Origin of the sequence: Mycobacterium sp. SMC-16, from assembly GCF_046250085.1 — a bacterium.
Classification (GTDB): domain Bacteria; phylum Actinomycetota; class Actinomycetes; order Mycobacteriales; family Mycobacteriaceae; genus Mycobacterium; species Mycobacterium phocaicum.
In genome coordinates this window covers 1,415,523-1,440,642 of sequence record NZ_CP176427.1, presented here as the reverse complement: position 1 = coordinate 1,440,642, position 25,120 = coordinate 1,415,523, and the positions used below count along the sequence as shown (strand labels likewise).

Sequence of the window (25,120 nt, the reverse complement as noted above, 5' to 3'; positions counted from 1 at the left end):
GCCCGAAAACCGCCCTGCAGTTGCGTTGGGCGGCGATCACGCGCCTACGCGCGACTAACCCGCAGCCAACTCCCGCAGCGCGGGCACCAATTGTGCAAGCGCCCGCCCGCGGTGTGACGCCGCGTCTTTCTCGGCCGCACTCAGCTCAGCAGCAGACCGAGAACCACCCGCCGGGACAAACACCGGGTCATACCCAAAACCACCCGTACCCCGCGGCTCCCGCGCGATAACACCGGGCCACTCACCCCGGACCACGACGGAACCCGCGGCAGACACCAGCGCGCAGCACGACACGAACGCCGCACCCCGCCGCTCGTCGGGCACGTCCTGAATCTGGCCCAACAACAACGAGAGATTCGCCGCGTCATCCCCGTGCCCGCCGGCCCACCGAGCCGACAGCACCCCGGGCATGCCGTTCAACGCATCGACCGACACTCCGGAATCGTCTGCAACACAAGGGATTCCAGTGGCCACAAAGCCATCACGAGCTTTGGCCAACGCATTCTCTTCAAACGTAGCGCCAGTTTCGGGCGCCTCGGGGAACGCCGGCACATCGTCCAACGACAACAACGTCAGACCCGTGATACCGGCGGCGTCCAGCACCCGCCGCAACTCCGCGAGCTTCTTCGCATTGCGTGAAGCGACGAGGAGCTCAGGCACCAAATGCCTTCTTGGCCGGTGCGGAGGACTCCGGCAGCACACCCGGGTACGGCTGCTCCAGCGCCTCGCGCTGCAGCGCGAACAACTGGTCGCAGGCGGCCAGCGCGGCATCAAGAAGCTTGTCGAGCGTCGAGCGCGGGAACGTCGCGCCTTCGCCGGTGCCCTGCACCTCGACCAGGGTCCCGGTATCGGTGGCGACGACGTTCATGTCGACCTCGGCGCGCGAGTCCTCGGTGTAGGGCAGGTCCGTGCGGACGCGGCCGTCGACCACACCGACCGACACGGCGGCGATGGCACACGACAGCGGACGCGGGTCCTTCAGGCGTCCGGCCGCCGCCAGGTAGGTGACGGCGTCGGCCAACGCCACATACGCGCCGGTGATCGCGGCGGTGCGGGTGCCGCCGTCGGCTTGCAGCACGTCGCAGTCGATGGCGATGGTGTTCTCGCCCAGGGCACTGAGGTCGATGCACGCGCGCAGCGAGCGGCCGATCAACCGGCTGATCTCCTGGGTCCGTCCACCGACGCGGCCCTTCACCGACTCGCGGTCGGAGCGGTCGTGCGTGGCGGCCGGCAGCATCGCGTATTCGGCGGTCAGCCAGCCCAGTCCGGACCCCTTGCGCCAGCGCGGCACACCTTCGGATACCGAGGCGGTGCACATGACCCGCGTCTCGCCGAACTCCACCAATACCGACCCAGCGGGGTGCTTGGTGAATCCTCGGGTGATCTTTACCGGGCGGAGTTCGTCGTCAAGGCGACCGTCTTCTCGTCGGGACACCCGACAACCCTAGCGGTCCGCCGTGAGCGCGGCGCCGAGTTACCGGCGGGTGATGTCGAACGACTCGTTGCAGACGACGCCGTGCACGGGTCCGTCGAACTCGGCCTTGGCCTCACTGATGACGTCCTCGCGGGACGTCCACGGCGGGATGTGCGTCAGCAGCAGCTCTTTGACGCCGGCCTCGCGGGCCGCGCGCCCGGCCTCGGTGCCGGACAGGTGCAGCTTCGGCGGACGGTCCGGCGAGTCGGTCCACGACGCCTCGCACAGGAACACGTCGGCGCCGCGGGCCAGATCGATCAGCGCGTCGCAGTAACCGGTGTCCGCGGAGTAGACGAGCGTCGCGCCGGACGGATCGGTGAACCGCATGCCGTAGGACTCGGTCGGGTGACACACCAGCCGGGGCGTCACCGTCAGCGCGCCGATCTCGACGTCCTGACCGTCAACCCAGACCTGGATATCGAAGATGTCGGTGATGTCGTCGATCTCGCCGCCCTCCGGCGACGACGCCGCACCGAGCCGGTGCCAGGTGGCCGCCGGACCGAACATCAACGCGCGACCGACCGGAGGATTCGGGTGATACCGCCGCCAAACGAAGAGCCCGGGCAAGTCCAGACAATGGTCGGCATGCAGGTGTGACAGCAATATATTTACGGCGCCCGGATCAGCATGACGCTGCAGTGCGCCGAGCACGCCGCCACCGAAGTCGATGACCATCGGTGTGGTGTCCGGAGCGGTCAGCAGATAGCCCGAGGCCGGAGAATCCGGCCCACCCACGCTGCCGGAGCAACCGAGAATGGTGAGGCGCACACCCCTAGCTTGCCACGTCAACACGTCCCGCGACGAAAAGACGCCACCATTGGGCGGCCAGTTTCTCGATTGGTCCCGAAAGCGATACCGATCACGCTTCCGGCAACACCGCGTGCGGCGAATTCCGAATTCAGCAAATTACGTCGGAATCGACGGCAGGGCCGAACCCTTACGCCGTTCGCGCGCTTCCCTTTCCGGACTGCTCAGCAAATACGCGGCGAGCACGCCGGCGATGCCACCGCACAGATGACCCTGCCACGACACGCCGAACGTCCCCGGCAGCGCGCCCCACAGCACACCGCCGTACACGAACAACACGATGATCCCGACGACGATCTGCCACGCGTGCCGCGTGAAGAACCCGAACACGATGAGGAACGTCAGCCAACCGAAGATCAGCCCGGACGCCCCGATGTGGACGGACTCCACGCCGCGCGGCGCGCCGATGTTGCCGATCAGCCAGGTACCGAAGCCACCGAGAATCCAGATGATCAACGTCGCCCCGAGGAAGCGGCCCATGCCGGCGAGCGTCACCAGGAACCCGAGCACGAGGGCCGGGCCGGTGTTCGCGATCAGGTGCGCCCAGTCGGCGTGCAGCAGCGGCGCCCACAAGATGCCCCAGAGCCCGTCGGACTCCAGCGGCCGGATGCCGTCCTGATTGAGCCTCTGCTGATGCAGCGCATCCCAGCCTTCGATGAGCCACAGCAGCGCGACGAAGCTGACGATCGTGACGCCGCCGACCTTCCACGTCGCGGGCGGCTTCGGCTTCGACGACGTGGGAGACAAGTCGTAGCTCATAGGGCCAGGTTACCGGCGCAACGCCTTATCCGAAGGCTCCCGGCAGCAGGTCGCGGTAGGTCGGAATCTCGGCGATCGACTCGGCAGCCAGCACGCCGACCATCACGGCGGTCGCGAGTGCGTCGGCGGCGGCCGCCCCGATCTCGGAGATGAGTCGCGTCTCGGGATTCATCTGCTCCGGCGTCGCGGGGTCCGGCTCGATGTGCACCCGGCCGGTCGCGAGCGCGAAGACGGTGTCACCGTCGACGGCGGTGTGCGCCGGACGGATGGTGTGGGCCAGCCCGTTGTGCGCGGCGACGGCCACCTTCTTACAGCCGCCGGGGCTGAGCGCGGCGTCGGTCGCGACGACGGCGATGGTCGTGTTGAGCGGCTTCGGGTCCTTCACCCGGGTCGCATACGCCTCGATCTGGTCGGGCGGCGGCGGCCGCAGCCCGAACCGGGCGATCTGGTCGGCCGACCACGGCAGCCCGGTCTGCGGGTCGACGACGTGCCCCGCCGCATTGACGATGACCAGCGCGCCGACCGTCACGCCGTTGTCGAGCGTCACCGACGCCGTGCCGAGGCCGCCCTTGAGTGCTCCGGCCCGAGCACCCGCGCCAGCGCCGACGTTGCCGGTGGGCACGTCGGTGCCGGCAGCGTCCGCAGCCTGGTAACCCCACTGTGCCGTCGGCCGGTTCGCCCACGCCCCTACCGGCAGGTCGAAGATCACCGCTCCTGGCACGATGGGCACCCGCCCGCCGGGCATCTTCACCCCGCGGTCGTGTTCCTCCAGCCAGGTCATGACGCCGTCGGCCGCGGCGAGCCCGAAGGCGCTGCCGCCGGTGAGCACGATCGCGTCGACGTGCTGCACGCTGTTGGACGGGTCGAGCAGGTCGGTCTCGCGGGTGCCGGGCGCTCCCCCACGGACGTCGACCGCGCCGATGGTTCCCGGCGGGGCGACGACGACGGTGGTGCCGGTGGCCCAGCCACCGCCCAGGGTGGCGTCTTCGATGCGGTGGTGATTGCCGACCAGGATGCCGGCGACGTCGGTGATGGAGCCCGTCACCGCTCGTCCAGCAGGCTCAGCACCAGATACTCCTGCAGATACGTCAGCCACTGATACACCTCCAGATGCCCGGCCATCGGGTGATCCGGTGAAAGCCGTTGCGGCCCATCGGGTCCGATGTCCAGCATGGCACCGAGCGCCAACCGGACGTCGTTGATCGCGGACGCCCAGGACTCGGCCTGTTCCTCGGTCAGCTCGAATTTTCCGGCCGGGTCCGGCAGCGAATCCAGAAGCCGTTGCGCGGCTTGCCGTTTGGCGTCGACGATGGTGGGCTCGTGCAGGCTGCGCAGGGCACCGTTGAGGCTCTCCCCGGCAGCGCGGCCGTCCGGATGCTTGGCCGGGTCGTGGTAGAAGTCCGGCAGCAGCCGGCGCATGGTGTCGTCGTCGGGCGCCTGCGACGGCCCGATCTTCATGCCGGTCAGTTCGGCGAGTTCGTCACGCGGTGAGGAGGATTCGCGATCGTCGAGCATCTCGATGAGCGAGCCGACGAGGTTCCTGAGCATCGTGACTTCATGCGCTTCCAGGCCGGACTTGATGCGCACGCCCGACGACGTGTTGACGCGCTTCCACTTACGCACCGCTCAGCGGTCCTGCTGCATGGTTGCCCACAGTCCGGCTGCGTGCAGTTTGGTGACGTCGACCTCCATCGACTCGCGGCTGCCCGCCGAGACGACGGCCTTGCCCTCGGTGTGCACCTGCATCTTCAGCTCGGTGGCGCGCACCTCGCTGTAACCGAACAGCTTCTGGAAGACGTACGTCACATAGGTCATCAGATTCACCGGGTCGTCCCAGACGATGGTCACCCACGGACTGTCCAGGCCGGCCACCTCTTCGACATCAGTCGCGGGGCTTGTCCGCGCGACGACCGTCGACGAGCTGGCACCCAGAACCATGAGCCCAGAATAGCCGGGTGGTCGCGGGTCGCAGAACCAGTACGGTGAGGTCTGTGACCGCCGCGTTGCTGACCGACAAATACGAGCTCACCATGCTCGCTGCCGCCCTGCGCGACGGCACCGCACATCGCCGCGCGTCGTTCGAAGTGTTTGCCAGAAGACTGCCCTTCGGTCGCCGGTACGGCGTGGTCGCCGGGACCGCACGGTTCCTGTCGGCGCTCGCCGAGTTCCGGTTCGACGACGCCGCGCTCGCCTCGCTGGACTTTCTCGATGCCGAGACGCTGCGCTGGCTGGCCGACTACGAGTTCCGCGGCGATATCGACGGCTACCCCGAAGGTGAGCTGTACTTTCCGGATTCCCCCGTGCTCTCGATCCACGGCACGTTCGCCGAGTGCGTGATCCTCGAGACCCTGGTCCTGTCGATCTTCAATCACGACACCGCGATCGCCTCGGCCGCCGCCCGTATGGTCAGCGCCTCGAGCGGCCGGCCACTCATCGAGATGGGCTCGCGGCGCACGCATGAGCAGGCAGCTGTCGCGGCCGCGCGGGCGGCGTACATCGCCGGGTTCTTCTCGTCGTCGAACCTGGAGGCCCAGCGGACCTACGGCGTCCCCGCGCGGGGCACCAGCGCGCACGCCTTCACCCTGGTGCACACCGCGGCGAGCGGTCCCGACGAGGTCGCCGCGTTCCGCGCCCAGGTCGACGCGTTGGGCGTCGGGACGACGCTGCTCGTGGACACCTACGACATCACCCAGGGCGTGGCCAATGCCGTCGCCGTGGCCGGGCCCGAGCTAGGCGCGGTGCGGATCGACTCCGGCGACCTCGGCGTCATGGCCCGCCAGGTGCGCGACCAGCTCGACGGGTTGGGCGCGACCAAGACCCGAATCGTGGTGTCCGGCGACCTCGACGAGTACTCGATCGCCGGGCTCGCCGCCGCGCCCGTCGACGTCTACGGCGTGGGTACCTCGGTGGTGACGGGCTCCGGTGCGCCGACGGCGTCGATGGTCTACAAGCTCGTCGAGGTCGACGGCATGCCCGTGGCAAAACGCAGCAGCCACAAGGAATCTCACGGTGGCCGCAAAGCCGCGATGCGATTGGCGAAAGAGTCGGGAACCATCGTCGAAGAGGTGGTGCACCCCGCCGACGCAGTGCCCGCGGACGACGGCCGGGTGCTGACAGTTCCTTTGGCGCGGTCCGGCGCGGTCGTGTACGACTCCTCGCTGGACGACGCCCGCGCCCGCGTCGCAGCCGGGCTGCACAGCCTGCCGTGGGATGGCCTCAAGCTCTCCGCCGGCGAGCCGGCCATCCCGACCCGACTGGTGGGTGCATGAGCCGCAAGACCGATCCGACGGTTTCGGGGCTGTTGTCCATCGCGGTATCCGCTCTCGGCGGCGCCGAACGCAGCGGCCAGATCGAGATGGCCGAGGCCGTCGGCAACGCCTTCGACAAGGGTGAGCACCTGGCGGTCCAGGCCGGCACCGGCACCGGAAAGTCGTTGGCGTACCTCGTCCCGTCGATAGCGCATGCCATCGCGTCGAATCAGCCGGTGGTGGTGTCGACGGCGACCATTGCGCTGCAACGCCAGTTGGTGGACCGCGACCTACCCCGCCTGGCCGACGCCCTGGCCCCGCACCTGCCTCGCCGCCCCGAGTTCGCGTTGCTCAAAGGCCGCGGAAACTACCTGTGCCTGAACAAGGTTCACAGCAGCGACTCTGTCGAGGAAGACCTGCCACAAGAGGAACTGTTCAACCCCGTCGCCGCGTCGGCATTGGGCCGCGACGTCAAGCGGCTCATCGAGTGGTCGTCGGACACCGAGAGCGGCGACCGCGACGAGGTGGTGCCGGGCGTGCTGGACCGGGCCTGGTCGCAGGTCAGCGTCGGCGCCCGCGAATGCATCGGCGCCACCCGGTGCCCTTACGGCACAGACTGTTTCGCCGAGAAGGCGCGCGCCAAGGCCGGGGCGGTCGACGTCATCGTCACCAACCACGCGCTGCTCGCCATCGACGCCATCTCCGAGGTCAACGTCCTGCCCGAACACCAGCTGCTGGTGGTCGACGAGGCCCACGAACTCGTCGACCGCGTGACCAGTGTGGCCACCGGCGAACTGTCCGCCACGTCCATGGCGGTGGCGCTCCGCCGGGCCGCCCGGTTGGTGGAACCTGAACTGGCAGAACGCCTCGAGGCCGCCATCGCCACGCTCGGGTCGGCCATCCACGACATGGAACCGGGCCGTATCGACGTGCTCGACGACGAACTCGCCACGTACCTGACGGTGGTTCGTGATTCGACGGACAAGGTCAAGATGGCGATCGACACCGCGCCGTCGGATCCCACCGCGGCGGCCGCGCGCAGCGAGGCCGTGACCGCGCTGACCGACCTGACCGACACCGCGTCGCGCATCATCGACTCGTTCGTTCCCGCCATCCCCGACCGCCATGACGTGGTGTGGCTGGATCGTGAAGAGTCCAGGGGCTCAGTGCGATACATCCTGCGCGTCGCGCCGTTGTCGGTGGCCGGGCTGCTCCGTGGCCGGTTGTTCGGCGAGGTGACCGCGGTGCTCACATCCGCGACGCTGACCATCGGCGGGCGCTTCGAGTCGATGGCCCGGGCCTGGGGCTTGTCGGTTCCGGAAGACAGCACGGCGACGCCGCCGAAGTGGAAGGGCATGGACGTGGGATCGCCCTTCTCCCATGCCAAGTCGGGCATCCTCTATGTCGCCAAGCACCTGCCGCCGCCGGGCCGCGACGCCGCTCCGCAGGAACAGCTCGACGAGATCTACGAGCTGATCACCGCCGCCGGCGGACGCACCCTCGGACTGTTCTCGTCGATGCGGGCCGCCAAGGCCGCCGCCGAGATCATGCGCGAGCGCCTGGACACCCCGGTGCTCTGCCAGGGCGACGACTCGACGTCAACCCTGGTACGCCGCTTCACCGACGACGCCGAGACCTCGTTGTTCGGCACGCTGTCGCTGTGGCAGGGCGTCGATGTGCCGGGACCGTCACTGTCGCTGGTGATCATCGACCGAATTCCGTTCCCGCGCCCCGACGATCCGCTGTTGACGGCGCGACAGCGGGCCATCGCAGCGCGTGGCGGCAACGGGTTCATGGCGGTGGCGGCATCGCACGCGGCGCTGTTGTTGGCGCAGGGCGCCGGTCGGCTGCTGCGCAGCGTCAACGACCGCGGCGTCATCGCCATCCTGGATTCCCGCATGGCGACGGCCCGTTACGGCGGGTTCCTGCAGTCGTCACTGCCGCCGTACTGGTCGACGACCGATCCGGTCCGGGTGCGCAGCGCACTGGAGCGGCTGGCTGCGTCGAGCTGACGCCGCCCGTTCACATCCCCCGCAGCCGCGCGACGTGCTCGCGTTGCAATTCAGCTGCCCGCGTGAGGAATTCGGTGATCAGTTCCAGCTGTTCGACGCTGTAGCGACTCAGCAGGGTGCGCTGTCCCGCATCGACCAGCGGGCCGATCAGTGCGAAGGCCCGCTCCCGCGCGACATCCGTGGCGTGGACCAGCAGTTTGCGCCGGTCGCTGGGATGCGCTGAGCGCGTCACGTACCCGACCTTCTCCAGGCGGTCGAGCATCGTCGTGGCGCTGCCGGTCGTCAGGCCCAACCGGTCGGCCAACTCCCGCGGCGTGACACCAGGTGTTTCTTGGATCAGGATCTCGAGGCAGCGCGCATCCGTCGTGTTGATGCCGAGCAGACGCGCGACTTCGCGGTCGAAGTCGTCGACCGCAGCTTGGTAGTCCTGTACCGCCGCGCCCAAACGGTCGGCCACCGGGTTTTCGCTTGACAATCGAGCGATCCGCCTTTCATCCTATTGCTTGATAATCAAGCTATCTGATTGTCGAAACTATCTGGGCACGAACCGAGGAACGCGTATGACCGAAGCACTCATCATCGGCGCCGGAGTCGCCGGCCCGGTGCTGGCCATCGCACTGCAGCGCGTGGGTATCGACGCCCACCTGTACGAACGCTCCCCGTCGGGTGCCGACCGGCGCGGGGCCTGGCTGAACTTCCAAGCCAACGGCATGGACGCGCTCCGGGCCGTCGACGCTGCGGGCCCACTCGAGAACCTGGGCTATCCGAACGACACCATCAGCTTCATCACCGGCAGCGGCAAGGAGCTCGGTCGCATCCCGATGGCCGCACAACGCCCCGACGGACAACTGTCGGTCATGATGCGGCGCGCGGACCTCTACCGCGAACTCAACGCGCTGGCCGCGGCACGTGGCGCCCGATACGACTACGGCAAAGAATTCGTCTCCGCGACAACGGCTTCCGATGGCCGCGTCCGGGCACAGTTCGCCGACGGCAGCAGCGCAACCGGTGATCTGCTCATCGGCTGCGACGGTATCCACTCGACGGTGCGCCGCATGGTCGATCCGGCGGCACGCACGCCGCGCTACGTGCCGGTGCTCAACGTCGGCGGCTACATCCCGAACTTCACCGTCGACGTGCCGCCGCGAGAATTCCGGATGCAGTTCGGCACCCGCTGCTTCTTCGCCTGGTTTCCCACCCCGGACGGTGGCACCGTCTGGTTCGCCAACCCGCCGATGGCGCGCGAGCCAGAACGCGGCGCCTTGTCCGACATGACCGACGTCGACTGGCGAAACTGGCTGCACCAGTTGATGTCCGGCGACGCCGCCCACGCCACCGCGCCATCGGCCGGCCAGGGCGCGTCGATGTCCGTCGAGGACGCCGTGATTCTCGCGCAGTGCCTGCGCGATTGCCCTGATATCCCAACGGCATTCACGACGTTCGAGTCGCTGCGCCGACGGCGCGTGGAGAAGATCGTCCGGCACGGACACCGGTCGGCCAACAGTAAGGCCGCGGGACCGGTGGGCCGGCTCCTGCGTGACCTGGTCCTGCCGGTGGTGTTCCGGCAGGCCGCGAAAGACGGTGGCCGCTCGATGATGTGGTTGCAGGGCCACCACATCATCGACTTCGACCAGACTGTCCAGCCGGTGGCGCGCTAGACCGGCAGCCGCACCACGAACCCGGACTCCAGCGCCACCCACAGCGCGCCGTCCCGATCGACTGCCAACCCGTGCGGCTCGCTGCCCGGCGGCAGATCGAACGTCGAGACCTCCCCATCAGCGGTGACTCGCGCGATAGCGTCGGCGCCCCACAGGCTCACCCACACGCCGTCGGCCTCATCGGCGACCACCGCGTGCGGCTTGCCCGGCAGATCCAGTTCCTGAATGGCGTCGTTCAGCGGGATGCGACCCAGCTTGTCCGCGCCGATTGCCGTGAACCACACCGCGTCATCGTGCGTCGCACAGATGCCGACCGGCCCTGCCGACGGTGTCGGCGTCGGCCGAGTCGAGAGCTTGCCGGCGACAGTGAGTCGTCCGATCGCGGACTTCTGATTCAGCGTGAACCACAACGCGCCGTCGCCGCCCGCGGTGATCATCGACGGCATCCCGCGCGGCACGGCAACCACCTCCGCGACGCCGTCGGCGCCCACCCGGCCGACCGTCCCGGCGTCCATGGCGGTGAACCAGACGGCGTCGTCGGGCCCGACGGTGATACCGAACGGTGCACTGCCCGTGTCCAATTCGACGAACGACAGGGTGCCGCTACCGGTGATCCGACCCAACCGGTCAGTTCCCGAACAGGCGAACCACACGGCGCCGTCGGGACCCGCGCAGATCTGCATCGGCCGGCTGTCGGCGCCGACGTCGAACCGCCGCACCTCACCCCGGGCGTCGATGCGGGCCACCGCGCCCGCCGCCACCAACGTCACCCACATCGCGCCATCCGGGCCGGCCGCCAGCGCGTACGGTCCACCATCGACCGCAACAGTCAGTGCGCTCACGCCAGCGTGACCAGCCCGAGCTCGTTGTCGGCGGCCAGTAATGCGTTGTGCGGCAGCACCCGAACGGTGTAACCGACGGGCCCGGCCACCGGCAGCGGCGTGGTCGCCGAGAACACCTCGACGCCCCCCTCACCGGAGCCGGTGTGCGCCATCGGCACCGTCACCGGGTCGACCAACTGGTCGCCGGCATCGACCCGGCCCAGAACCGCTTGCACCACAACCTCATCGGTGCGCAGCCCTGCCAACTGCACCGTGGCGGTCAGCGACAACTCTGAACCCAGCAGTGGCGTATCGGGCAGCCCGTAGCTGTCCACGTCGGTGATCTGAATCTTCGGCCACGCCTCGGTGACCCGCTGGCGATAGGCCGCCAGCGAGCGGGCCGCACCGAACGGCACACCGTCGATCGGCTCCACCGTGCGCCGGAACGACCGGGCCGCAGGCGCGTAGTACTTCTCGGTGTAGTCGCGCACCATGCGCGACGCCAGCACCTTCGGTCCGAGGGACTGCAGCGTGTGCCGCACCATCTCGACCCACCGCATCGGCACGCCGTGCTCGTTGCGCTCGTAGAACTTCGGCGCCACCGAGTGCTCCATCAGGTCGTACAGCGCCGCGGCCTCGAGGTCGTCGCGACGCGTCTCATCGGTGACCCCGTCGGCAGTCGGTATTTCCCAACCGTTTTCGCCGTCGTACCACTCGTCCCACCAGCCGTCGCGGATCGAGAGGTTCAGCCCGCCATTGAGCGCGCTCTTCATGCCCGAGGTGCCACAAGCCTCCAGCGGACGCAGCGGGTTGTTGAGCCACACATCGCAGCCCCAGTAGAGCAAGCGGGCCATCGACATGTCGTAGTCCGGCAGGAAGGCGATCCGGTGCCGCACCTCGGGCCGGTCGGCGAACTTCACCACCTGCTGGATCAGCGCCTTGCCGCCGTCATCGGCCGGATGCGACTTGCCGGCGACGATCAGCTGCACCGGCCGCGACTCATCGAGCAGCAGCTTTTCCAGCCGTTCCGGGTCGCGCAACATCAACGTCAACCGCTTGTACGTGGGCACTCGACGCGCGAATCCGATGGTCAACACCGAGGGGTCGAAAGCGTTTGCGATCCAGCCCAATTCGGCTTCTGTGGCGCCACGCTCGAGCCAGGAACGGCGCAGCCGGGCCCGCACATCGGCGATCAGCATCTCGCGCAGCTGCGACCGGATCCACCAGAGGTGACCGGGGTCGACGTCGTGCAACCGCTGCCACAGCTGCGGCTCCCCGGCCGCCTGGTCGACGGCCTCCATCCCCTCAACGCCGACCAGCTCGCGGCCCAACTCCAGCCATTGCGGCGCGGCCCAGGTGGGCGCGTGCACGCCGTTGGTGATGGACCCGATGGGCACCTCGGACTGGTCGAAGCCCGGCCACAGTTCGTTGAACATGCCGCGGCTGACCCGGCCGTGCAGCAGCGACACCCCGTTGGCGCGCTGCGCGAGACGTAAACCCATGTGCGCCATGTTGAATTTGTCCGGGTCGTCCTCGGCGCCGAACGCGACCACCCGGTACAGCGGCACCTCGGGCAGCAGCGGCGAGGCCACGGTGTCGTCGAAGTAGCGGCGGACCATCTCCACCGGGAACCGGTCGATGCCGGCCGGCACCGGGGTGTGGGTGGTGAACACCGTCGACGACCGGACCACCGTCAGCGCGGTCTCGAAGTCCAGTCCCGATCCGCTGATGTACTCCCGAATGCGTTCCACGCCAAGGAAGCCCGCGTGGCCTTCGTTCATGTGGTAGACCTCGGGCGCCTGGATGCCCTCGATCTCGGTGAACGCCCGGATCGCGCGGATGCCACCGATACCGGCGAGCAACTCCTGCTTGATCCGGTGCTCCTGGTCGCCGCCGTACAGCCGGTCGGTCACCGAACGCAGCTCGTGATCGTTCTCCGGAATGTCAGAGTCGAGCAGCAGCAACGGAACTCGTCCGACCTGCGCCACCCACACCCGGGCCCGCAACACCTGCGATTCCGGCAGGTTCAGCGACACGAGCGCCGGCTGGCCGTCGGCTCCGGTCAGCAGCCGCAGCGGCAGGCCCTGCGGATCGAACGACGGGTAGTTCTCGTTCTGCCAGCCGTCGGCCGTCAGCGACTGCTTGAAGTAGCCGGACCGGTAGTACAGCCCCACCGCGATCAACGGCAGGCCGAGATCCGACGCCGACTTGAGGTGATCGCCCGCGAGGATGCCCAGACCACCCGAGTAGTTGGGCAGCACCTCGGCGACGCCGAACTCCATGGAGAAGTACGCGATGCCCTTCGGCATGGCGGGGCCGCCGTCCTCGGCGAGGTCGGCCTGCTCCTGGTACCAGAGCGGGCGGCTCAGATAGCTGTCCAGCTCGGCGGCCCGGTGGTTCACCCGGCCGACGAAGTCGTCGTCCGCCGCCAGTTCGTCCAGCCGCGCCGGGCTCACGGCACCCAGCAACGCCACCGGATCGGCGCCGACCTGTTCCCACAGCACCGGATCGATCTCCGCGAACAGCTCCTGGGTCGGTGTATGCCAGGACCAGCGCAGGTTGATGGACAGCCGCTCCAGGGCGGCGAGGCGTTCGGGCAGGTGGGCACGGACGGTGAACCGGCGGAGGGCTTTCACACGAGCCAACCTTACTGACATTTTTTTCACGTGCAGGGTCAGTTCAGCGACTGTGCACGACGCATCCAGCCGCTCACTGCCCCTGTGGTGTCATCGGCCACTACGGTGGGTATCAGAGCACGGGCGGGCCTTTGAGCCACTACGGCGCGTGGTGGCGTGTGCCCGGGTAAGGAGTGGTTTGGGTGGCCGGTCGGATCGAGATCGACGACGTCGCACCAGTGGTGTCCGCAGGCCGATATCCCGCCAAGGCCGTGGTCGGCGAAGTGGTTCCGATCAGCGCGACCGTCTGGCGCGAAGGTCACGACGCCGTCGCCGCAAGCCTGGTGGTGCGGTATCACGGCCCCCTCTACCCGCAACTCGCCGACACCCCGCCGGGCGCAACACCGGTGCCGGCCCCACCGCGGGCCAAGGTCAAGCCGACCCGGCTGCCCATGGCCCCGGGTTTCACTCCCGACGTGTTCCATGGCCAGTTCACCCCCGACGCCGTCGGCCTGTGGACGTACCGGGTCGACGGCTGGGGCGATCCGATCGCGACGTGGCGACACGCCATCACCGTCAAGCTCGAAGCCGGCCAGAGCGAGGCCGAACTGACCAACGACCTACTGGTCGGTGCCACCCTCCTGGAGCGCGCCGCCACCGCGGTCCCCCAGGACGACCGCGCCCCGCTACTCGCGGCCGCGCGACGGCTGCGGGAAGCCGGCGATCCCTACATCCGAGCCGCGGCAGCGTTGGCGCAGGATGTCACGGACCTGCTACGCAAGTACCCCCTACGTGAATTGATCACGCGCGGAGAGCAATACGGCATCTGGGTCGACCGTCCACGGGCCCGGTTCAGTGCCTGGTACGAGCTCTTCCCCCGGTCCACCGGCGGCTGGGACGCCGACGGGAAGCCGGTCCACGGCACGTTCTCCACGACCGCGAAGGCCATTCCACGCGTTGCCGCAATGGGTTTCGACGTCCTGTACCTGCCGCCCGTACACCCGATCGGCAAGGTGCACCGCAAGGGCCCGAACAACAACGTCACCGCGGCGCCCGGCGATGTCGGCTCCCCCTGGGCCATCGGCAGCGACGAGGGCGGTCACGACGCGGTGCACCCGGACCTGGGCACCATCGCCGAGTTCGACGACATGATCGCCGCAGCCCGCGACAACGGCCTGGAGGTGGCACTCGATCTGGCGCTGCAGTGCGCGCCCGACCACCCGTGGGCCAAGGAGCACCCGGAATGGTTCACGGTGTTGCCCGACGGCACCATCGCCTACGCCGAGAACCCTCCGAAGAAGTACCAGGACATCTACCCGCTCAACTTCGACAACGACCCGGCCGGCCTGTACGACGAGGTGCTGCGCGTGGTCAATTTCTGGATGTCGCACGGCGTCAAGATCTTCCGCGTCGACAACCCGCACACCAAGCCGGCGAATTTCTGGGCGTGGCTGATCGCGCAAGCCAAGAACATCGACCCCGACGTGCTGTTCCTGTCGGAGGCGTTCACCCGCCCGGCCCGTCTGTACGGACTCGCGAAACTCGGCTTCACGCAGTCGTACACGTATTTCACGTGGCGCACGTACAAGTGGGAGATCACCGAGTTCGGCCAGGAGATCGCCAAGTACGCCGACTTCTACCGGCCCAACCTGTTCGTCAACACCCCCGACATCCTGCATGCCAGCCTGCAGCACGGCGGTCCGGGAATGTTCGCGATCCGGGCGGTGCTGGCGGCCACCCTGAGCTCGTCGTGGGGCGTGTACTCCGGCTACGAACTGTTCGAGCACGTGGCCGTCCGCGAAGGCAGCGAAGAGTATCTCGACTCGGAGAAGTACCAGTTGCGGCCACGAGACTTCGATGGCGCGCTGGCCGGCGGACGGTCCCTGGAGCCGCTGCTGACCCGGCTCAACGAGATTCGGCGCGTGCACCCGGCACTCAGCCAATTACGGACCATCAAGTTCCATCACGTCGACAACGACTCGATGTTGGCGTACAGCAAGTTCGACCCGGTTACCGGCGACACCGTCCTTGTGGTGTTGACGCTCAACCCATACGGCCCCGAGCAGGCAACGCTCTGGCTGGACATGGGCGCCCTCGGTATGGAGGACCACGACCGGTTCTGGGTACGAGACGAGATCACCGGTGAGGAATACCAATGGGGCGCAGCAAATTACGTTCGACTGGACCCGGGCAGAGCGGTAGCCCACGTACTGAACATGCCGCAAATCCCGTACGACAAACGGCTGAACCTCCTGCGGAGGCAGCCGTGACCAGCAACCTGCGGCCACCCGTGGTCGACCTGGCCCGGCTACTGGCCGGTGAACACCACGACCCGCATTCGATCCTGGGTGCGCATGAATACGGCAAGCGCACCGTCATCCGGGCCCTGCGCCCGCACGCCACCGGGGTCACCGCGCTGATCGGCAAGAAGCGCTACCCGATGGAGGCCATCGAGGGTGGCGTGTTCGCCGTCGAGGTGCCGTTCACCGATCTGGCCGACTACCGCTTCGAAGTCGAATATCCCGGTGACGTCGTGCACACCACGGCCGACCCTTACCGCTTCCTGCCGACGCTCGGTGACATGGATCTGCACCTGCTGGCCGAGGGCCGGCACGAACGGCTGTGGGAAATCCTTGGCGCGCAGCCCCGTTCGTTCACCACTCCGGACGGAGTAGTCGACGGCTTCTCATTCGCCGTGTGGGCTCCCAACGCCAAGGGCGTCAACCTGATCGGCGACTTCAATCACTGGGACGGCAGCGAGGCCCCGATGCGGGCGCTGGGCTCGTCCGGGGTGTGGGAACTGTTCTGGCCCGGGTTCGAGGCCGGCAGTTTGTACAAATTCCGGATCCACACCGGCAACGGGTCGGTCAGCGATCGCGCGGATCCGATGGCCTTCAGCACCGAGGTGCCGCCGCTGACCGCATCGAAAACCTTTGTCAGCGACTACGTCTGGGGTGACGAGGCGTGGATGACCGCGCGCGCCGAACTCAATCCGGTCTTCGAGCCGATGAGCACCTACGAGGTGCATCTCATGTCGTGGCGCCCCGGCCTGAGCTACCGCGAGTTGGCAGTCGAACTCACCGAATACGTGGTGGCGCAGGGCTTCACGCACGTCGAGCTCCTCCCGGTGGCCGAGCACCCCTTCGGTGGGTCCTGGGGATACCAGGTGACGTCGTACTACGCGCCGACGTCACGGCTCGGCACCCCCGACGACTTCCGGTACCTGGTCGACACGCTGCACCAGGCCGGTATCGGCGTGATCGTCGACTGGGTGCCCGCCCACTTCCCCAAGGACTCGTGGGCACTGGGCCGCTTCGACGGCACGCCACTGTATGAGCACGCCGATCCCCGGCGCGGCGAGCAACTCGACTGGGGCACCTACGTTTTCGACTTCGGCCGCAACGAAGTCCGCAACTTCCTGGTGGCCAACGCGCTGTACTGGCTGATGGAGTTCCACGTCGACGGTCTCCGCGTCGACGCCGTCGCCTCCATGCTGTACCTGGACTACTCGCGTCCCGAAGGCGGTTGGACGCCCAACATCTACGGCGGCCGGGAGAATCTGGAGGCAGTGCAGTTCCTGCAGGAGATGAACGCCACCGTTCACAAGCTGGTCCCCGGCATCGTCACCGTCGCCGAGGAATCCACCTCGTGGCCCGGCGTCACCCGCCCGACAAACCTTGGCGGCCTTGGCTTCTCGATGAAGTGGAACATGGGGTGGATGAACGACACCCTTGACTACATCAGCCACAACCCGGTCCATCGCAGCTACCACCACCATGAAATGACGTTCTCGATGTTGTACGCCTACAGCGAGAACTACGTACTGCCGATCAGCCACGACGAAGTCGTACACGGCAAAGGCACCCTGTGGACCCGGATGCCCGGCGACGATCACGCCAAGGCCGCCGGCCTGCGACAGCTGCTGGCCTACCAGTGGGCACATCCGGGCAAGCAATTGCTGTTCATGGGACAGGAATTCGGCCAGCGCGCCGAATGGTCCGAGGAACGCGGGCTGGACTGGTTCCAACTCGGCGAACACAGCTTCTCCACCGGGGTCCAACACCTGGTCCGCGACATCAACGGCATCTACCGCGACAACCGCGCGCTGTGGTCGCGCGACAGTAATCCAGAGGGTTACTCGTGGATCGACGCCAACGACTCGAACAACAACGTGCTGAGCTTTTTGCGGTTCGGCGACGACGGGTCGGCCATCGCCTGTGTCTTCAACTTCTCCGGCAGCGAGCACTCGCAGTACCGGCTGGGCCTCCCGCACTCCGGGACCTGGCAGGAGCTGCTGAACACCGACGCCACGGTCTACAACGGCGCGGGCGCGGGCAACATGGGCGCGGTCGAGGCCACCGACGAGCCCTGGCACGGCCGTCCCGCCTCCGCCGTCCTGGTCCTCCCGCCGCTGTCGGCGCTCTGGCTCAAGCCCGCCTAGAGTCCCGCAGCCCGTCGAGGAGACGGCGCACCGCGGCACCGGTGTCGCGACGCGCGCGAACGGGATCGGATGCGCCGGCGATGGCGGCGACGGCTTGATTGCTGAGCCCCATCAGCAGCACAGCCAGCGGTGAAATCGGCTGCGGCGCAAGCACACCCTGCTCCAGCAGGCTGACGAGGCCGGCCTCGATATTGGCCAGGGTGTACCGCGCGTTGCGCTCCTGCCATTTCTGCCAGCCGAGCACCGCGGGCGCGTCGACCACCCGGATGCGTTGCAGCGGCGCGTCAACCGCGGTGTCCAGCACGGCATCCCAGCCGGCGAGGAACACCGACCACGCGTCCTCGCCGCGTTCGGCGGCCGCCGCGGCAGCGGCCCGAACCCGGGCGCTCACGACCTGATCGGCGCGGTCGAAGACCTCTTCGAAGAGCGCTTCCTTGTCGGCGAAATGGTGATAGAGGGAACCACGCGTGACTCCGCTGCGGCGGACGATCTCCTCGGTACCGGTCTGGTGATAGCCCTGCGCGCCGAACAACTCGGTCGCGACTGCGATGAGCCGCTCCCGTGAATCCCCCTTGACCGTGACCATACAAGTTGTATGGTAGCAGCATACAGACTGTATGGAGGTCGTCATGACGACACTCGACACCCACGTCCCCACCCGTCTCGGCGAGCTGCACGTACGCCGCACCGGGACCGGTCCGCCCGCCGTCTTGTGGCACAGCCTCTGGGTGGACTCGCGCAGCTGGGGCCCGCTCGCCGACGCCCTGGCCACCCAACGACAGGTGGTGACCATCGACGGACCCGGATACGGCACGAGCAGCCCCATCCACCGGGATTTCAGCCTCGGTGAATGTGCAAGTGCCGCATGCGAAGTGCTCGACGCGCTCGGCCTCGGCGCGGTCGACTGGATCGGCAACGCCTGGGGTGGCCACGTCGGCATCATGCTGGCGGCCACCGAACCGCACCGCCTGTGCAGCCTGACCACCATCGCCGCGCCCGTCCTACCCGTCAGCCGACGGCAGCGCTGGACCCAGACCTATCCGCTCGCCGCGGCCTACCGACTGCTCGGCCCCAATCCCCTGCTGACCAAAATCCTGTTCGACGTGCTTCTCGGTGGCGCCGACATCGCGCGTACCGAGCGGGCTGCCGAGCTCAAAGCCGCGTTCCGCGCAATGGACCGCGAATCAGCAAGGCGCACAGTCCGATACATGCACAGCTGGCACTCGCTGGCCGGCCGGCTGTCCGACGTCACCGTCCCGACGCTGCTGATGACCGGCGATCTCGGCGATCAGCACTGGAGTCCCGCCGACGCCCGCGCCGCGACCAAAACCATGCCGGACGCACGCGTCGTCACCCTCACTGGCTCGGGACACGTCGGCCCGCTGTTGGTCGACACCGACGCGATCGCTGCGGCCGTCACGGACTTCTGGGCCTCGGCGCCCGCAATGGAACCCGAGCTGGCGGTACCCCCGACCCACGAAAAGACGTAGAACTGTCAACTTCAGGCCGAAATCGACAGTTTTGCGTCTTCTCGCGGGATATCAGTAGAGGGCGTTGGCAAGGTTGCGCCGGCCCGCGATGACCTCGGGGTCGGCCGGGTCGAACAGGTCGAACAACTCGATGAGCCGGGTGCGCACGCGAGTGCGGTCGTCGCCCGAGGTCTTCTTGACGAGCGCGATGAGCCGGTTGAAGGCGCCGTCGACGTCGCGCTGGAAGAGCTGCACGTCGGCGGCGGCGAAGGCCAGGTCGATGTCGTCGGGTGATGCGTCGGCGAGGCGCACGGCCTCCGGGCGCTGCGCGGACGCGCGCTGCAGGAATGCGATCTGCTGCACCGCGCCCTTCGCCTCGACGTGCGCCGGGTCGGCCTCGAGGATCGCCTGATACGCGGCCAAGGCGCCGTCGAAGTCTCCGTTGTCCAGGAAGTCCCGGGCCTGCGCGAGAGCGGGGTCGACCTGTTCCTCTTCACCCTCGGCGCCGCCACCGAGCTTGCCGGCGGTCGCCTGCAGCAGCGAGTCCACCCAGCGGCGCAGCTGGTCTGCCGGTTGGCCACCCTCGAACGAGGTGATCGGCTGCCCGCCGGCGAGCGCGACGACCGTCGGGACACCCTGGATGCCGAACATCTGCGCGATGCGCGGTGAGGTGTCGACGTTGACGGTGCCGAACGACCACTTGCCACCGTCCTCGGCGGCCAGCGCGGACAGTGTCTGCCCGAGCTGGACACTCGAGTCACTGCGCGGCGACCACAGCAGCACGACGACCGGCACCTCGCCGGAGCGGATCAGCACCTCGGCTTCGAGATTGGCCTCGGTGATCTCGATGCCACCAGGCTCGCCACCGGCAGCGGCAGCACCTTCAGCGGGACGGTTTTTGAGCGCGGAGAGGTCCACCGCGCCAGCCAGCGCGGGACCGATAGGACGCGGACGAGTCACGCTGTCCAGTCTGTCACGCGACGGCCGACGGCTCCGGTTCACCCTCAGCGGCACGGGCCCCGACTGCCAGCGCGCCGCTTCGTTCGGCCCAGCGCAGGAAGGCCACGCTGGCCAGCGGCACGATGCTGGACAGCGCCGCCAGCACCCAGGTGACCAGCGACCACCGCGCAGCCCAACCGACGATCAGCCCGGTCGCCACGAAAGCCAGGAACACCACACCGTGGACCATGCCGAAGATCTGCACACCGACCTCGGTGCGGGGCGTGCCGAGGTACTTGAAGTACATGCCGGTCAGCAGTCCGACCCAGCTGACAGCCTCGGCCAGAGCGATCAAACGAAACCAGCCCGCCACCCGGGGCACAACAGCGTTCATGGCGCCATTGTGCCCGAGTGACGGGCTGACTACTACGAGGTGTAGTTCACACCTCGCGGAAAACTACGGACGACGCAGGATCAGGGCGTCGCCCTGGCCACCGGCGCCACACAGCGCCGCGACGGCGTAACCCGAACCCTTGCGGGCCAGCTCCAGCGCCGCGTGCAGCGTGATGCGTGCGCCGGACATGCCGATCGGGTGGCCGATGGCGATGGCGCCACCGTTGACGTTCACCTTGTCGCCGTCGACGCCCAGCTCCTTGGTCGAGGCCAGCGACACCGCGGCGAAGGCCTCGTTGATCTCGATGACGTCGAGCTGGTCGACGGTGATGCCCTCACGCTCGACGGCCTTCTTGATGGCGTTGGCCGGCTGGCTCTGCAGCGTCGAGTCCGGGCCGGCGACGACGCCGTGCGCGCCGATCTCGCACAGCCAGGTCAGACCCAGCGACTCGGCCTTTTCCTTGCTCATGACCACGACGGCACACGCGCCGTCGGAGATCTGCGACGACGAACCGGCGGTGATGGTGCCGTCCTTGCGGAACGCCGGCCGCAGGCCGCCCAGCGACTCGGCGGTGGTGTTGCCGCGGATGCCCTCGTCCTCGGCGAACTCGATCGGGTCGCCCTTGCGCTGCGGGATGGACACCGGAACCACCTCGTCGGCAAAGACGCCGTCCTTCCACGCGGCCGCGGCCTTCTGGTGCGACTGCGCGGCGAACTCGTCCTGCTCGGCGCGGGTGAAGTTGTCCTGGTCGTTGCGCTGCTCGGTCAGAGCGCCCATCGGCTGGTCGGTGAAGACGTCGTGCAGACCGTCGTAGGCCAGGTGGTCCAGCGCGGTGACGTTGCCGTACTTGTAGCCCTCACGGCTCTTGGGCAGCAGGTGCGGGGCCTGGCTCATGGATTCCTGACCACCGGCCACCACGACCTCGAACTCACCGGCGCGAATCAGCTGGTCAGCGAGCGCGATGGCGTCGATGCCGGACAGGCACATCTTGTTGATGGTCAGCGACGGCACATCCCACGGGATACCGCCACCGACGGCCGCCTGGCGGGCCGGCATCTGGCCGGCACCGGCGGTCAGGACCTGGCCCATGATCACGTAATCGACCAGCGAGGCGTCGACTCCAGCCTTTGCCAGCGCGCCCTTGATCGCGATGGCCCCCAGGTCGCTACCCGAGAAGTCCTTCAGCGAACCCATCAGTTTGCCCACCGGAGTGCGGGCTCCGGCAACAATTACCGAGGTCGTCATTTCCATCCTCCAACAAATCTGTAACGGCTAATGTGGCCGATCACACAGGCGCAAATTCGGTCGTATCAGGTTACCTTTACGTTATGACCACCGAACACGTCGATGCCCGTCCGGCGCTGGCCAGCGCCCTCGTGACCGCTATTGATCACGTCGGTATCGCCGTGCCGGATCTGGACGCCGCGATCCGGTGGTACCACGACCACCTCGGCATGATCGTCTTGCACGAAGAGGTCAACGAGGACCAGGGCGTCCGCGAGGCCATGCTCTCGGTCCGTGGCGCGCCCGTCGGCAGCGCCCAGATTCAGCTGCTGGCCCCGCTCGACGAGAAGTCGACCATCGCCAAGTTCATCGACACCCGCGGCCCCGGCCTGCAGCAGCTGGCCTACCGCACCAGCGACATCGAGGCCCTGTCCGAGCGCCTGCGCGCCGACGGCGTCCGCCTGCTGTACGAAGCCCCGCGCCGCGGCACCGCCGACTCGCGTATCAACTTCATCCACCCGAAGGATGCCGGTGGCGTGCTGATCGAGCTGGTCGAGCCCGCCAAGGATGCGGCCCACTAGAGCGGTCTAGGACCACCGTCGGGTCGGTCCTCTGTTCCCCCGATTCGCCCAGCACGGCGTGTGCCAATGGCGGCGGTCTTCGGCGTCATCGACCCGTAGCACCACCACATGCGCTGTGCCCGGGCGGATTTCGTGATCACATCCGGGGCACCGATAGGTTTTGACGGCGCGGGATCCGGCCACCGGCCGCACCTCGTAGTCATATCCGTCGGGTCCGGTCTCCACCCGGCGCGACGACAGCCCGAGCAGTGGCGGCGGATCGCGCCGAGGCCGCTCCGGACGTCGCCGCGGCATCAGAACAACCGGAACTCGTCGTTGTCCATGCCGCGCATCTTGTCGTAGTCCAAAGTCACGCAACGGATTCCACGATCAGTGGCCAATGTGCGCGCCTGCGGCTTGATCTGCTGGGCGGCGAACACCCCGGCGACCGGCGCCAGCACGCTGTCCCGGTTGAGCAGATCGAGGTACCGCGTCAGCTGCTCGACGCCGTCGATCTCCCCGCGCCGCTTGATCTCCACCGCGACCGACGCCCCGGTCTCGTCACGGCACAACAGGTCCACCGGACCGATCGGCGTCGGGTACTCGCGTCGCACCAACGTGTAACCGACACCCAGCAACTCGACGTGCTCGGCGAGCAGTTCCTGCAGGTGCGCCTCCACGCCGTCCTTCACCAGACCGGGATCGACCCCGAGTTCATGACTGGAGTCGTGCTCGATGTCCTCGACGGTGATCCGCAGCTGCTCGCCGGCCTTGTTCTCGACGACCCAGACCAGAGCCGAAACGCCGTCCACTGCTGCCTCCTCGACGGTCCAGCACGGCGGCGTCATCCAGTTCAGTGGTTTGTAGGCGCGGTCGTCGGCATGCACACTCACCGATCCGTCCGCCTTGAACAGCAGCAGGCGACGGGCCGACGGCAGATGTGCGGTCAGACGTCCGACGTAGTCAACGGTGCACTGGGCGATCACGAGACGCACCCGACCCACCTTAGGGGTATTGAATCCCGGTCCGGACTCGCCCCACGAACTAGGCTGACGGCCAATGACTGCGGACCAGCCCGGGACGACGCGCCTGGCGCGGATACGGGAAGCCATCACGCCGCGTGCCAGCTTGCAGGCCACACCCGAATACGGATCGTGGATTCTGGGACGTGTCTCCGAGACCCAGCGCCGGCGCCGCATCCGCATTCAGCTGATCCTGACCACGTTCGTGATCGTCGCGAACATGATCGGCGTCGGCGTCTCGATCCTCATCGAGACGGTGTTGTTCCCGACCCCCAACGTCTTCCGGGCCGACGTCTGGTGGATCACCACGATCGTGGCACCCGCGTACATCCTGTTCGCCTTCCTCGTCGGCGTGGTGTGGGCGACCAACAGGGTGATCCAGAGCGTGCGCTGGGCCATCGAGGAACGCACCCCGACAGTCGAGGACCAGCGCAACACGTTCCGCGCACCGGGCCAGCTCACGCGGGTGCTGCTGTCCCTGTGGGGCCTCGGCGCCGTACTGCTGACGACGCTCTACGCACTGCACGACACCCAGTTCATTCCCAAACTGCTACTGGGCGTCACGTTCCCCGGCATCGTCGTGTCCACGAGCTGCAACCTGTACACCGAGTTCGCGCTGCGGCCGGTCGCCGCCGACGCACTCCAGGCCGGACGGCCGCCATCTCGGCTGGCGCCGGGGATCATGGGCCGAACCATGGTGGTGTGGGCGTTCGGCTCTGGCGTGCCGATGCTGGGCGTGCTGCTGGCCGCGGTGTTCGCGCTGACCCAAAGCACCCTCACCCCAACCCAATTCGCGTTCGCGGTGCTGGTGCTCGCGGTGTTCGCGTTGGTCTTCGGCGCGTTGCTGATGTGGATCGTGGCGTGGCTGACGGCCAGCCCGATCCGCATCGTGCGGCAAGCGCTCAGCAGAGTCGAGCAGGGCGACCTGACCACTGATCTGGTGGTCTTCGACGGCACCGAGTTGGGCCAGCTGCAGCGCGGATTCAACTCCATGGTGCACGGGCTGCGGGAACGCGAACGGGTCCGCGACCTGTTCGGCCGGCACGTCGGGCGTGAGGTCGCGGCACTCGCCGAGCAGGAGAAGCCGCAACTGGGCGGCGAAGAACGGCACGCCGCGGTGATCTTCGTCGACGTCATCGGCTCCACCAAGCTGGTGACCAGCCGCCCGGCCGTCGAGGTCGTCGACCTCCTGAACCGCTTCTTCGCAGTCATCGTCGACGAGGTGGACCGGCACCACGGGTTCGTCAACAAGTTCGAGGGTGACGCGGTGCTGGCGGTGTTCGGGGCGCCGGTGTCGTTGCAGTGCACCGAAGGTGACGCCCTGGCGGCCGCCCGGGCCATCGCGTCGCGACTGCGTGACGAAGTGCCCGAATTGCAGGCGGGTCTGGGTGTCGCGGCCGGCACCGTGGTGGCCGGCAACGTCGGGGCCAAGGAGCGGTTCGAGTACACGGTGATCGGCGAACCCGTCAACGAGGCGGCTCGACTGTGCGAGCTCGCCAAGTCCGTACCGGGCCATCTGGCGGCCGCGGCGAGCATGCTCGACGCCGTCAGTGAATCCGAAAGAGCGCACTGGGCTTTGGGTGACACCGTGACGCTGCGTGGCATGTCCGAGCCGACACAACTGGCGATCCTGGCCTGAGATTCACATCTGCTTCACACAGATCCGGAGGATCATGG

24 protein-coding genes are annotated in these 25,120 nt (G+C 67.8%); 8 read left to right on the top strand and 16 right to left on the bottom strand.

Annotated elements, in window-relative coordinates; genetic code table 11:
• Positions 1 to 54: 54 nt before the first annotated feature.
• The 7 genes from rdgB to clpS form a co-directional block, all read right to left on the bottom strand.
• Entirely contained in the window at positions 55 to 663 is a 609-nt protein-coding gene (gene rdgB / locus ACJEIK_RS07050; protein WP_409431244.1) for an RdgB/HAM1 family non-canonical purine NTP pyrophosphatase, read from the bottom strand.
• Positions 653 to 1,435 (bottom strand): ribonuclease PH, encoded by a 783-nt coding sequence (gene rph, locus ACJEIK_RS07045; RefSeq protein WP_061007273.1) that lies wholly within the window; start codon positions 1,433 to 1,435, stop codon positions 653 to 655. Before rph ends, rdgB begins: the two co-directional genes overlap by 11 nt.
• A 39-nt stretch (positions 1,436 to 1,474) precedes the next feature.
• Entirely contained in the window at positions 1,475 to 2,242 is a 768-nt protein-coding gene (locus ACJEIK_RS07040) for a cyclic nucleotide-degrading phosphodiesterase (RefSeq protein WP_061007274.1), read from the bottom strand.
• A gap of 138 nt (positions 2,243 to 2,380) precedes the next feature.
• Complete coding sequence (locus ACJEIK_RS07035) at positions 2,381 to 3,040, bottom strand: rhomboid family intramembrane serine protease (protein ID WP_061007275.1); 660 nt, start codon at positions 3,038 to 3,040, stop codon at positions 2,381 to 2,383.
• A gap of 25 nt (positions 3,041 to 3,065) precedes the next feature.
• Positions 3,066 to 4,085: a P1 family peptidase gene (locus ACJEIK_RS07030; protein ID WP_061007276.1), complete on the bottom strand. Its 1,020-nt coding sequence runs from the start codon at positions 4,083 to 4,085 to the stop codon at positions 3,066 to 3,068.
• Positions 4,082 to 4,663 (bottom strand): DUF2017 domain-containing protein, encoded by a 582-nt coding sequence (locus ACJEIK_RS07025; protein ID WP_061007277.1) that lies wholly within the window; start codon positions 4,661 to 4,663, stop codon positions 4,082 to 4,084. The genes ACJEIK_RS07030 and ACJEIK_RS07025 overlap by 4 nt, the downstream gene beginning before the upstream one ends.
• A 3-nt stretch (positions 4,664 to 4,666) precedes the next feature.
• The gene (gene clpS / locus ACJEIK_RS07020) at positions 4,667 to 4,978 is read right to left on the bottom strand and encodes an ATP-dependent Clp protease adapter ClpS (RefSeq protein WP_082761918.1); all 312 of its coding nucleotides are present in this window, start codon (positions 4,976 to 4,978) and stop codon (positions 4,667 to 4,669) included.
• Between the two features lie 53 nt (positions 4,979 to 5,031).
• Between clpS and ACJEIK_RS07015 the strand changes: the two genes are divergently transcribed.
• Together ACJEIK_RS07015 and ACJEIK_RS07010 are read left to right on the top strand one after the other, a co-directional pair.
• Positions 5,032 to 6,309: a nicotinate phosphoribosyltransferase gene (locus ACJEIK_RS07015; RefSeq protein ID WP_061007278.1), complete on the top strand. Its 1,278-nt coding sequence runs from the start codon at positions 5,032 to 5,034 to the stop codon at positions 6,307 to 6,309.
• Complete coding sequence (locus ACJEIK_RS07010) at positions 6,306 to 8,300, top strand: ATP-dependent DNA helicase (protein WP_061007279.1); 1,995 nt, start codon at positions 6,306 to 6,308, stop codon at positions 8,298 to 8,300. The genes ACJEIK_RS07015 and ACJEIK_RS07010 overlap by 4 nt, the downstream gene beginning before the upstream one ends.
• A 10-nt stretch (positions 8,301 to 8,310) precedes the next feature.
• On the opposite strand, the gene ACJEIK_RS07005 is transcribed toward ACJEIK_RS07010, so the two are convergent.
• A complete protein-coding gene (locus ACJEIK_RS07005; protein WP_061007280.1) occupies positions 8,311 to 8,757 on the bottom strand; it encodes a MarR family winged helix-turn-helix transcriptional regulator in 447 nt (148 codons plus the stop codon).
• Between the two features lie 103 nt (positions 8,758 to 8,860).
• Between ACJEIK_RS07005 and ACJEIK_RS07000 the strand changes: the two genes are divergently transcribed.
• Positions 8,861 to 9,958 carry an FAD-dependent oxidoreductase gene (locus tag ACJEIK_RS07000; protein ID WP_409431243.1) on the top strand — a complete coding sequence of 366 codons (1,098 nt, stop codon included), beginning with the start codon at positions 8,861 to 8,863 and terminating at the stop codon, positions 9,956 to 9,958.
• Here the strand turns inward: ACJEIK_RS07000 and ACJEIK_RS06995 are convergent.
• Together ACJEIK_RS06995 and ACJEIK_RS06990 are read right to left on the bottom strand one after the other, a co-directional pair.
• Positions 9,955 to 10,734 (bottom strand): virginiamycin B lyase, encoded by a 780-nt coding sequence (locus tag ACJEIK_RS06995; RefSeq protein ID WP_409431664.1) that lies wholly within the window; start codon positions 10,732 to 10,734, stop codon positions 9,955 to 9,957. The two genes, ACJEIK_RS07000 and ACJEIK_RS06995, sit on opposite strands and share 4 nt — an antisense overlap.
• Before the next feature lie 62 nt (positions 10,735 to 10,796).
• The gene (locus ACJEIK_RS06990) at positions 10,797 to 13,415 is read right to left on the bottom strand and encodes a glycosyltransferase family 1 protein (RefSeq protein WP_061007283.1); all 2,619 of its coding nucleotides are present in this window, start codon (positions 13,413 to 13,415) and stop codon (positions 10,797 to 10,799) included.
• Positions 13,416 to 13,597: 182 nt separating this feature from the next.
• Here ACJEIK_RS06990 and ACJEIK_RS06985 point away from each other — a divergent pair, with 182 nt between their 5' ends.
• Both ACJEIK_RS06985 and glgB read left to right on the top strand, forming a co-directional pair.
• Positions 13,598 to 15,664, top strand: a complete 2,067-nt coding sequence (locus tag ACJEIK_RS06985; protein ID WP_061007297.1) for an alpha-1,4-glucan--maltose-1-phosphate maltosyltransferase — start codon at positions 13,598 to 13,600, stop codon at positions 15,662 to 15,664.
• Positions 15,661 to 17,835, top strand: a complete 2,175-nt coding sequence (gene glgB / locus ACJEIK_RS06980) for a 1,4-alpha-glucan branching protein GlgB (RefSeq protein WP_061007284.1) — start codon at positions 15,661 to 15,663, stop codon at positions 17,833 to 17,835. Before ACJEIK_RS06985 ends, glgB begins: the two co-directional genes overlap by 4 nt.
• On the opposite strand, the gene ACJEIK_RS06975 is transcribed toward glgB, so the two are convergent.
• On the bottom strand, positions 17,822 to 18,421 hold the full coding sequence (locus ACJEIK_RS06975) for a TetR/AcrR family transcriptional regulator (protein WP_061007285.1): 600 nt from the start codon (positions 18,419 to 18,421) through the stop codon (positions 17,822 to 17,824). The two genes, glgB and ACJEIK_RS06975, sit on opposite strands and share 14 nt — an antisense overlap.
• A 43-nt stretch (positions 18,422 to 18,464) precedes the next feature.
• Here ACJEIK_RS06975 and ACJEIK_RS06970 point away from each other — a divergent pair, with 43 nt between their 5' ends.
• Entirely contained in the window at positions 18,465 to 19,325 is an 861-nt protein-coding gene (locus ACJEIK_RS06970) for an alpha/beta fold hydrolase (protein ID WP_064857941.1), read from the top strand.
• Positions 19,326 to 19,376: 51 nt separating this feature from the next.
• Here ACJEIK_RS06970 and ACJEIK_RS06965 read toward each other — a convergent pair whose 3' ends face one another.
• The 3 genes from ACJEIK_RS06965 to ACJEIK_RS06955 all read right to left on the bottom strand — a co-directional run bounded on the left by ACJEIK_RS06965 (position 19,377) and on the right by ACJEIK_RS06955 (position 21,882).
• Positions 19,377 to 20,264 carry a tetratricopeptide repeat protein gene (locus tag ACJEIK_RS06965; RefSeq protein ID WP_061007287.1) on the bottom strand — a complete coding sequence of 296 codons (888 nt, stop codon included), beginning with the start codon at positions 20,262 to 20,264 and terminating at the stop codon, positions 19,377 to 19,379.
• Between the two features lie 13 nt (positions 20,265 to 20,277).
• On the bottom strand, positions 20,278 to 20,637 hold the full coding sequence (locus ACJEIK_RS06960; protein ID WP_061007288.1) for a DUF3817 domain-containing protein: 360 nt from the start codon (positions 20,635 to 20,637) through the stop codon (positions 20,278 to 20,280).
• Positions 20,638 to 20,700: 63 nt separating this feature from the next.
• A complete protein-coding gene (locus ACJEIK_RS06955; RefSeq protein WP_061007298.1) occupies positions 20,701 to 21,882 on the bottom strand; it encodes an acetyl-CoA C-acetyltransferase in 1,182 nt (393 codons plus the stop codon).
• 83 nt (positions 21,883 to 21,965) lie between these two features.
• Between ACJEIK_RS06955 and mce the strand changes: the two genes are divergently transcribed.
• Positions 21,966 to 22,442 carry a methylmalonyl-CoA epimerase gene (gene mce / locus ACJEIK_RS06950; RefSeq protein WP_061007289.1) on the top strand — a complete coding sequence of 159 codons (477 nt, stop codon included), beginning with the start codon at positions 21,966 to 21,968 and terminating at the stop codon, positions 22,440 to 22,442.
• Between the two features lie 6 nt (positions 22,443 to 22,448).
• On the opposite strand, the gene ACJEIK_RS06945 is transcribed toward mce, so the two are convergent.
• Positions 22,449 to 22,739 carry a hypothetical protein gene (locus ACJEIK_RS06945; protein ID WP_374704309.1) on the bottom strand — a complete coding sequence of 97 codons (291 nt, stop codon included), beginning with the start codon at positions 22,737 to 22,739 and terminating at the stop codon, positions 22,449 to 22,451.
• Positions 22,736 to 23,416: an endonuclease NucS gene (gene nucS, locus ACJEIK_RS06940; RefSeq protein WP_061005370.1), complete on the bottom strand. Its 681-nt coding sequence runs from the start codon at positions 23,414 to 23,416 to the stop codon at positions 22,736 to 22,738. Before nucS ends, ACJEIK_RS06945 begins: the two co-directional genes overlap by 4 nt.
• A 64-nt stretch (positions 23,417 to 23,480) precedes the next feature.
• Here nucS and ACJEIK_RS06935 point away from each other — a divergent pair, with 64 nt between their 5' ends.
• Complete coding sequence (locus ACJEIK_RS06935) at positions 23,481 to 25,082, top strand: adenylate/guanylate cyclase domain-containing protein (protein WP_061005368.1); 1,602 nt, start codon at positions 23,481 to 23,483, stop codon at positions 25,080 to 25,082.
• Positions 25,083 to 25,120 lie beyond the last annotated feature (38 nt).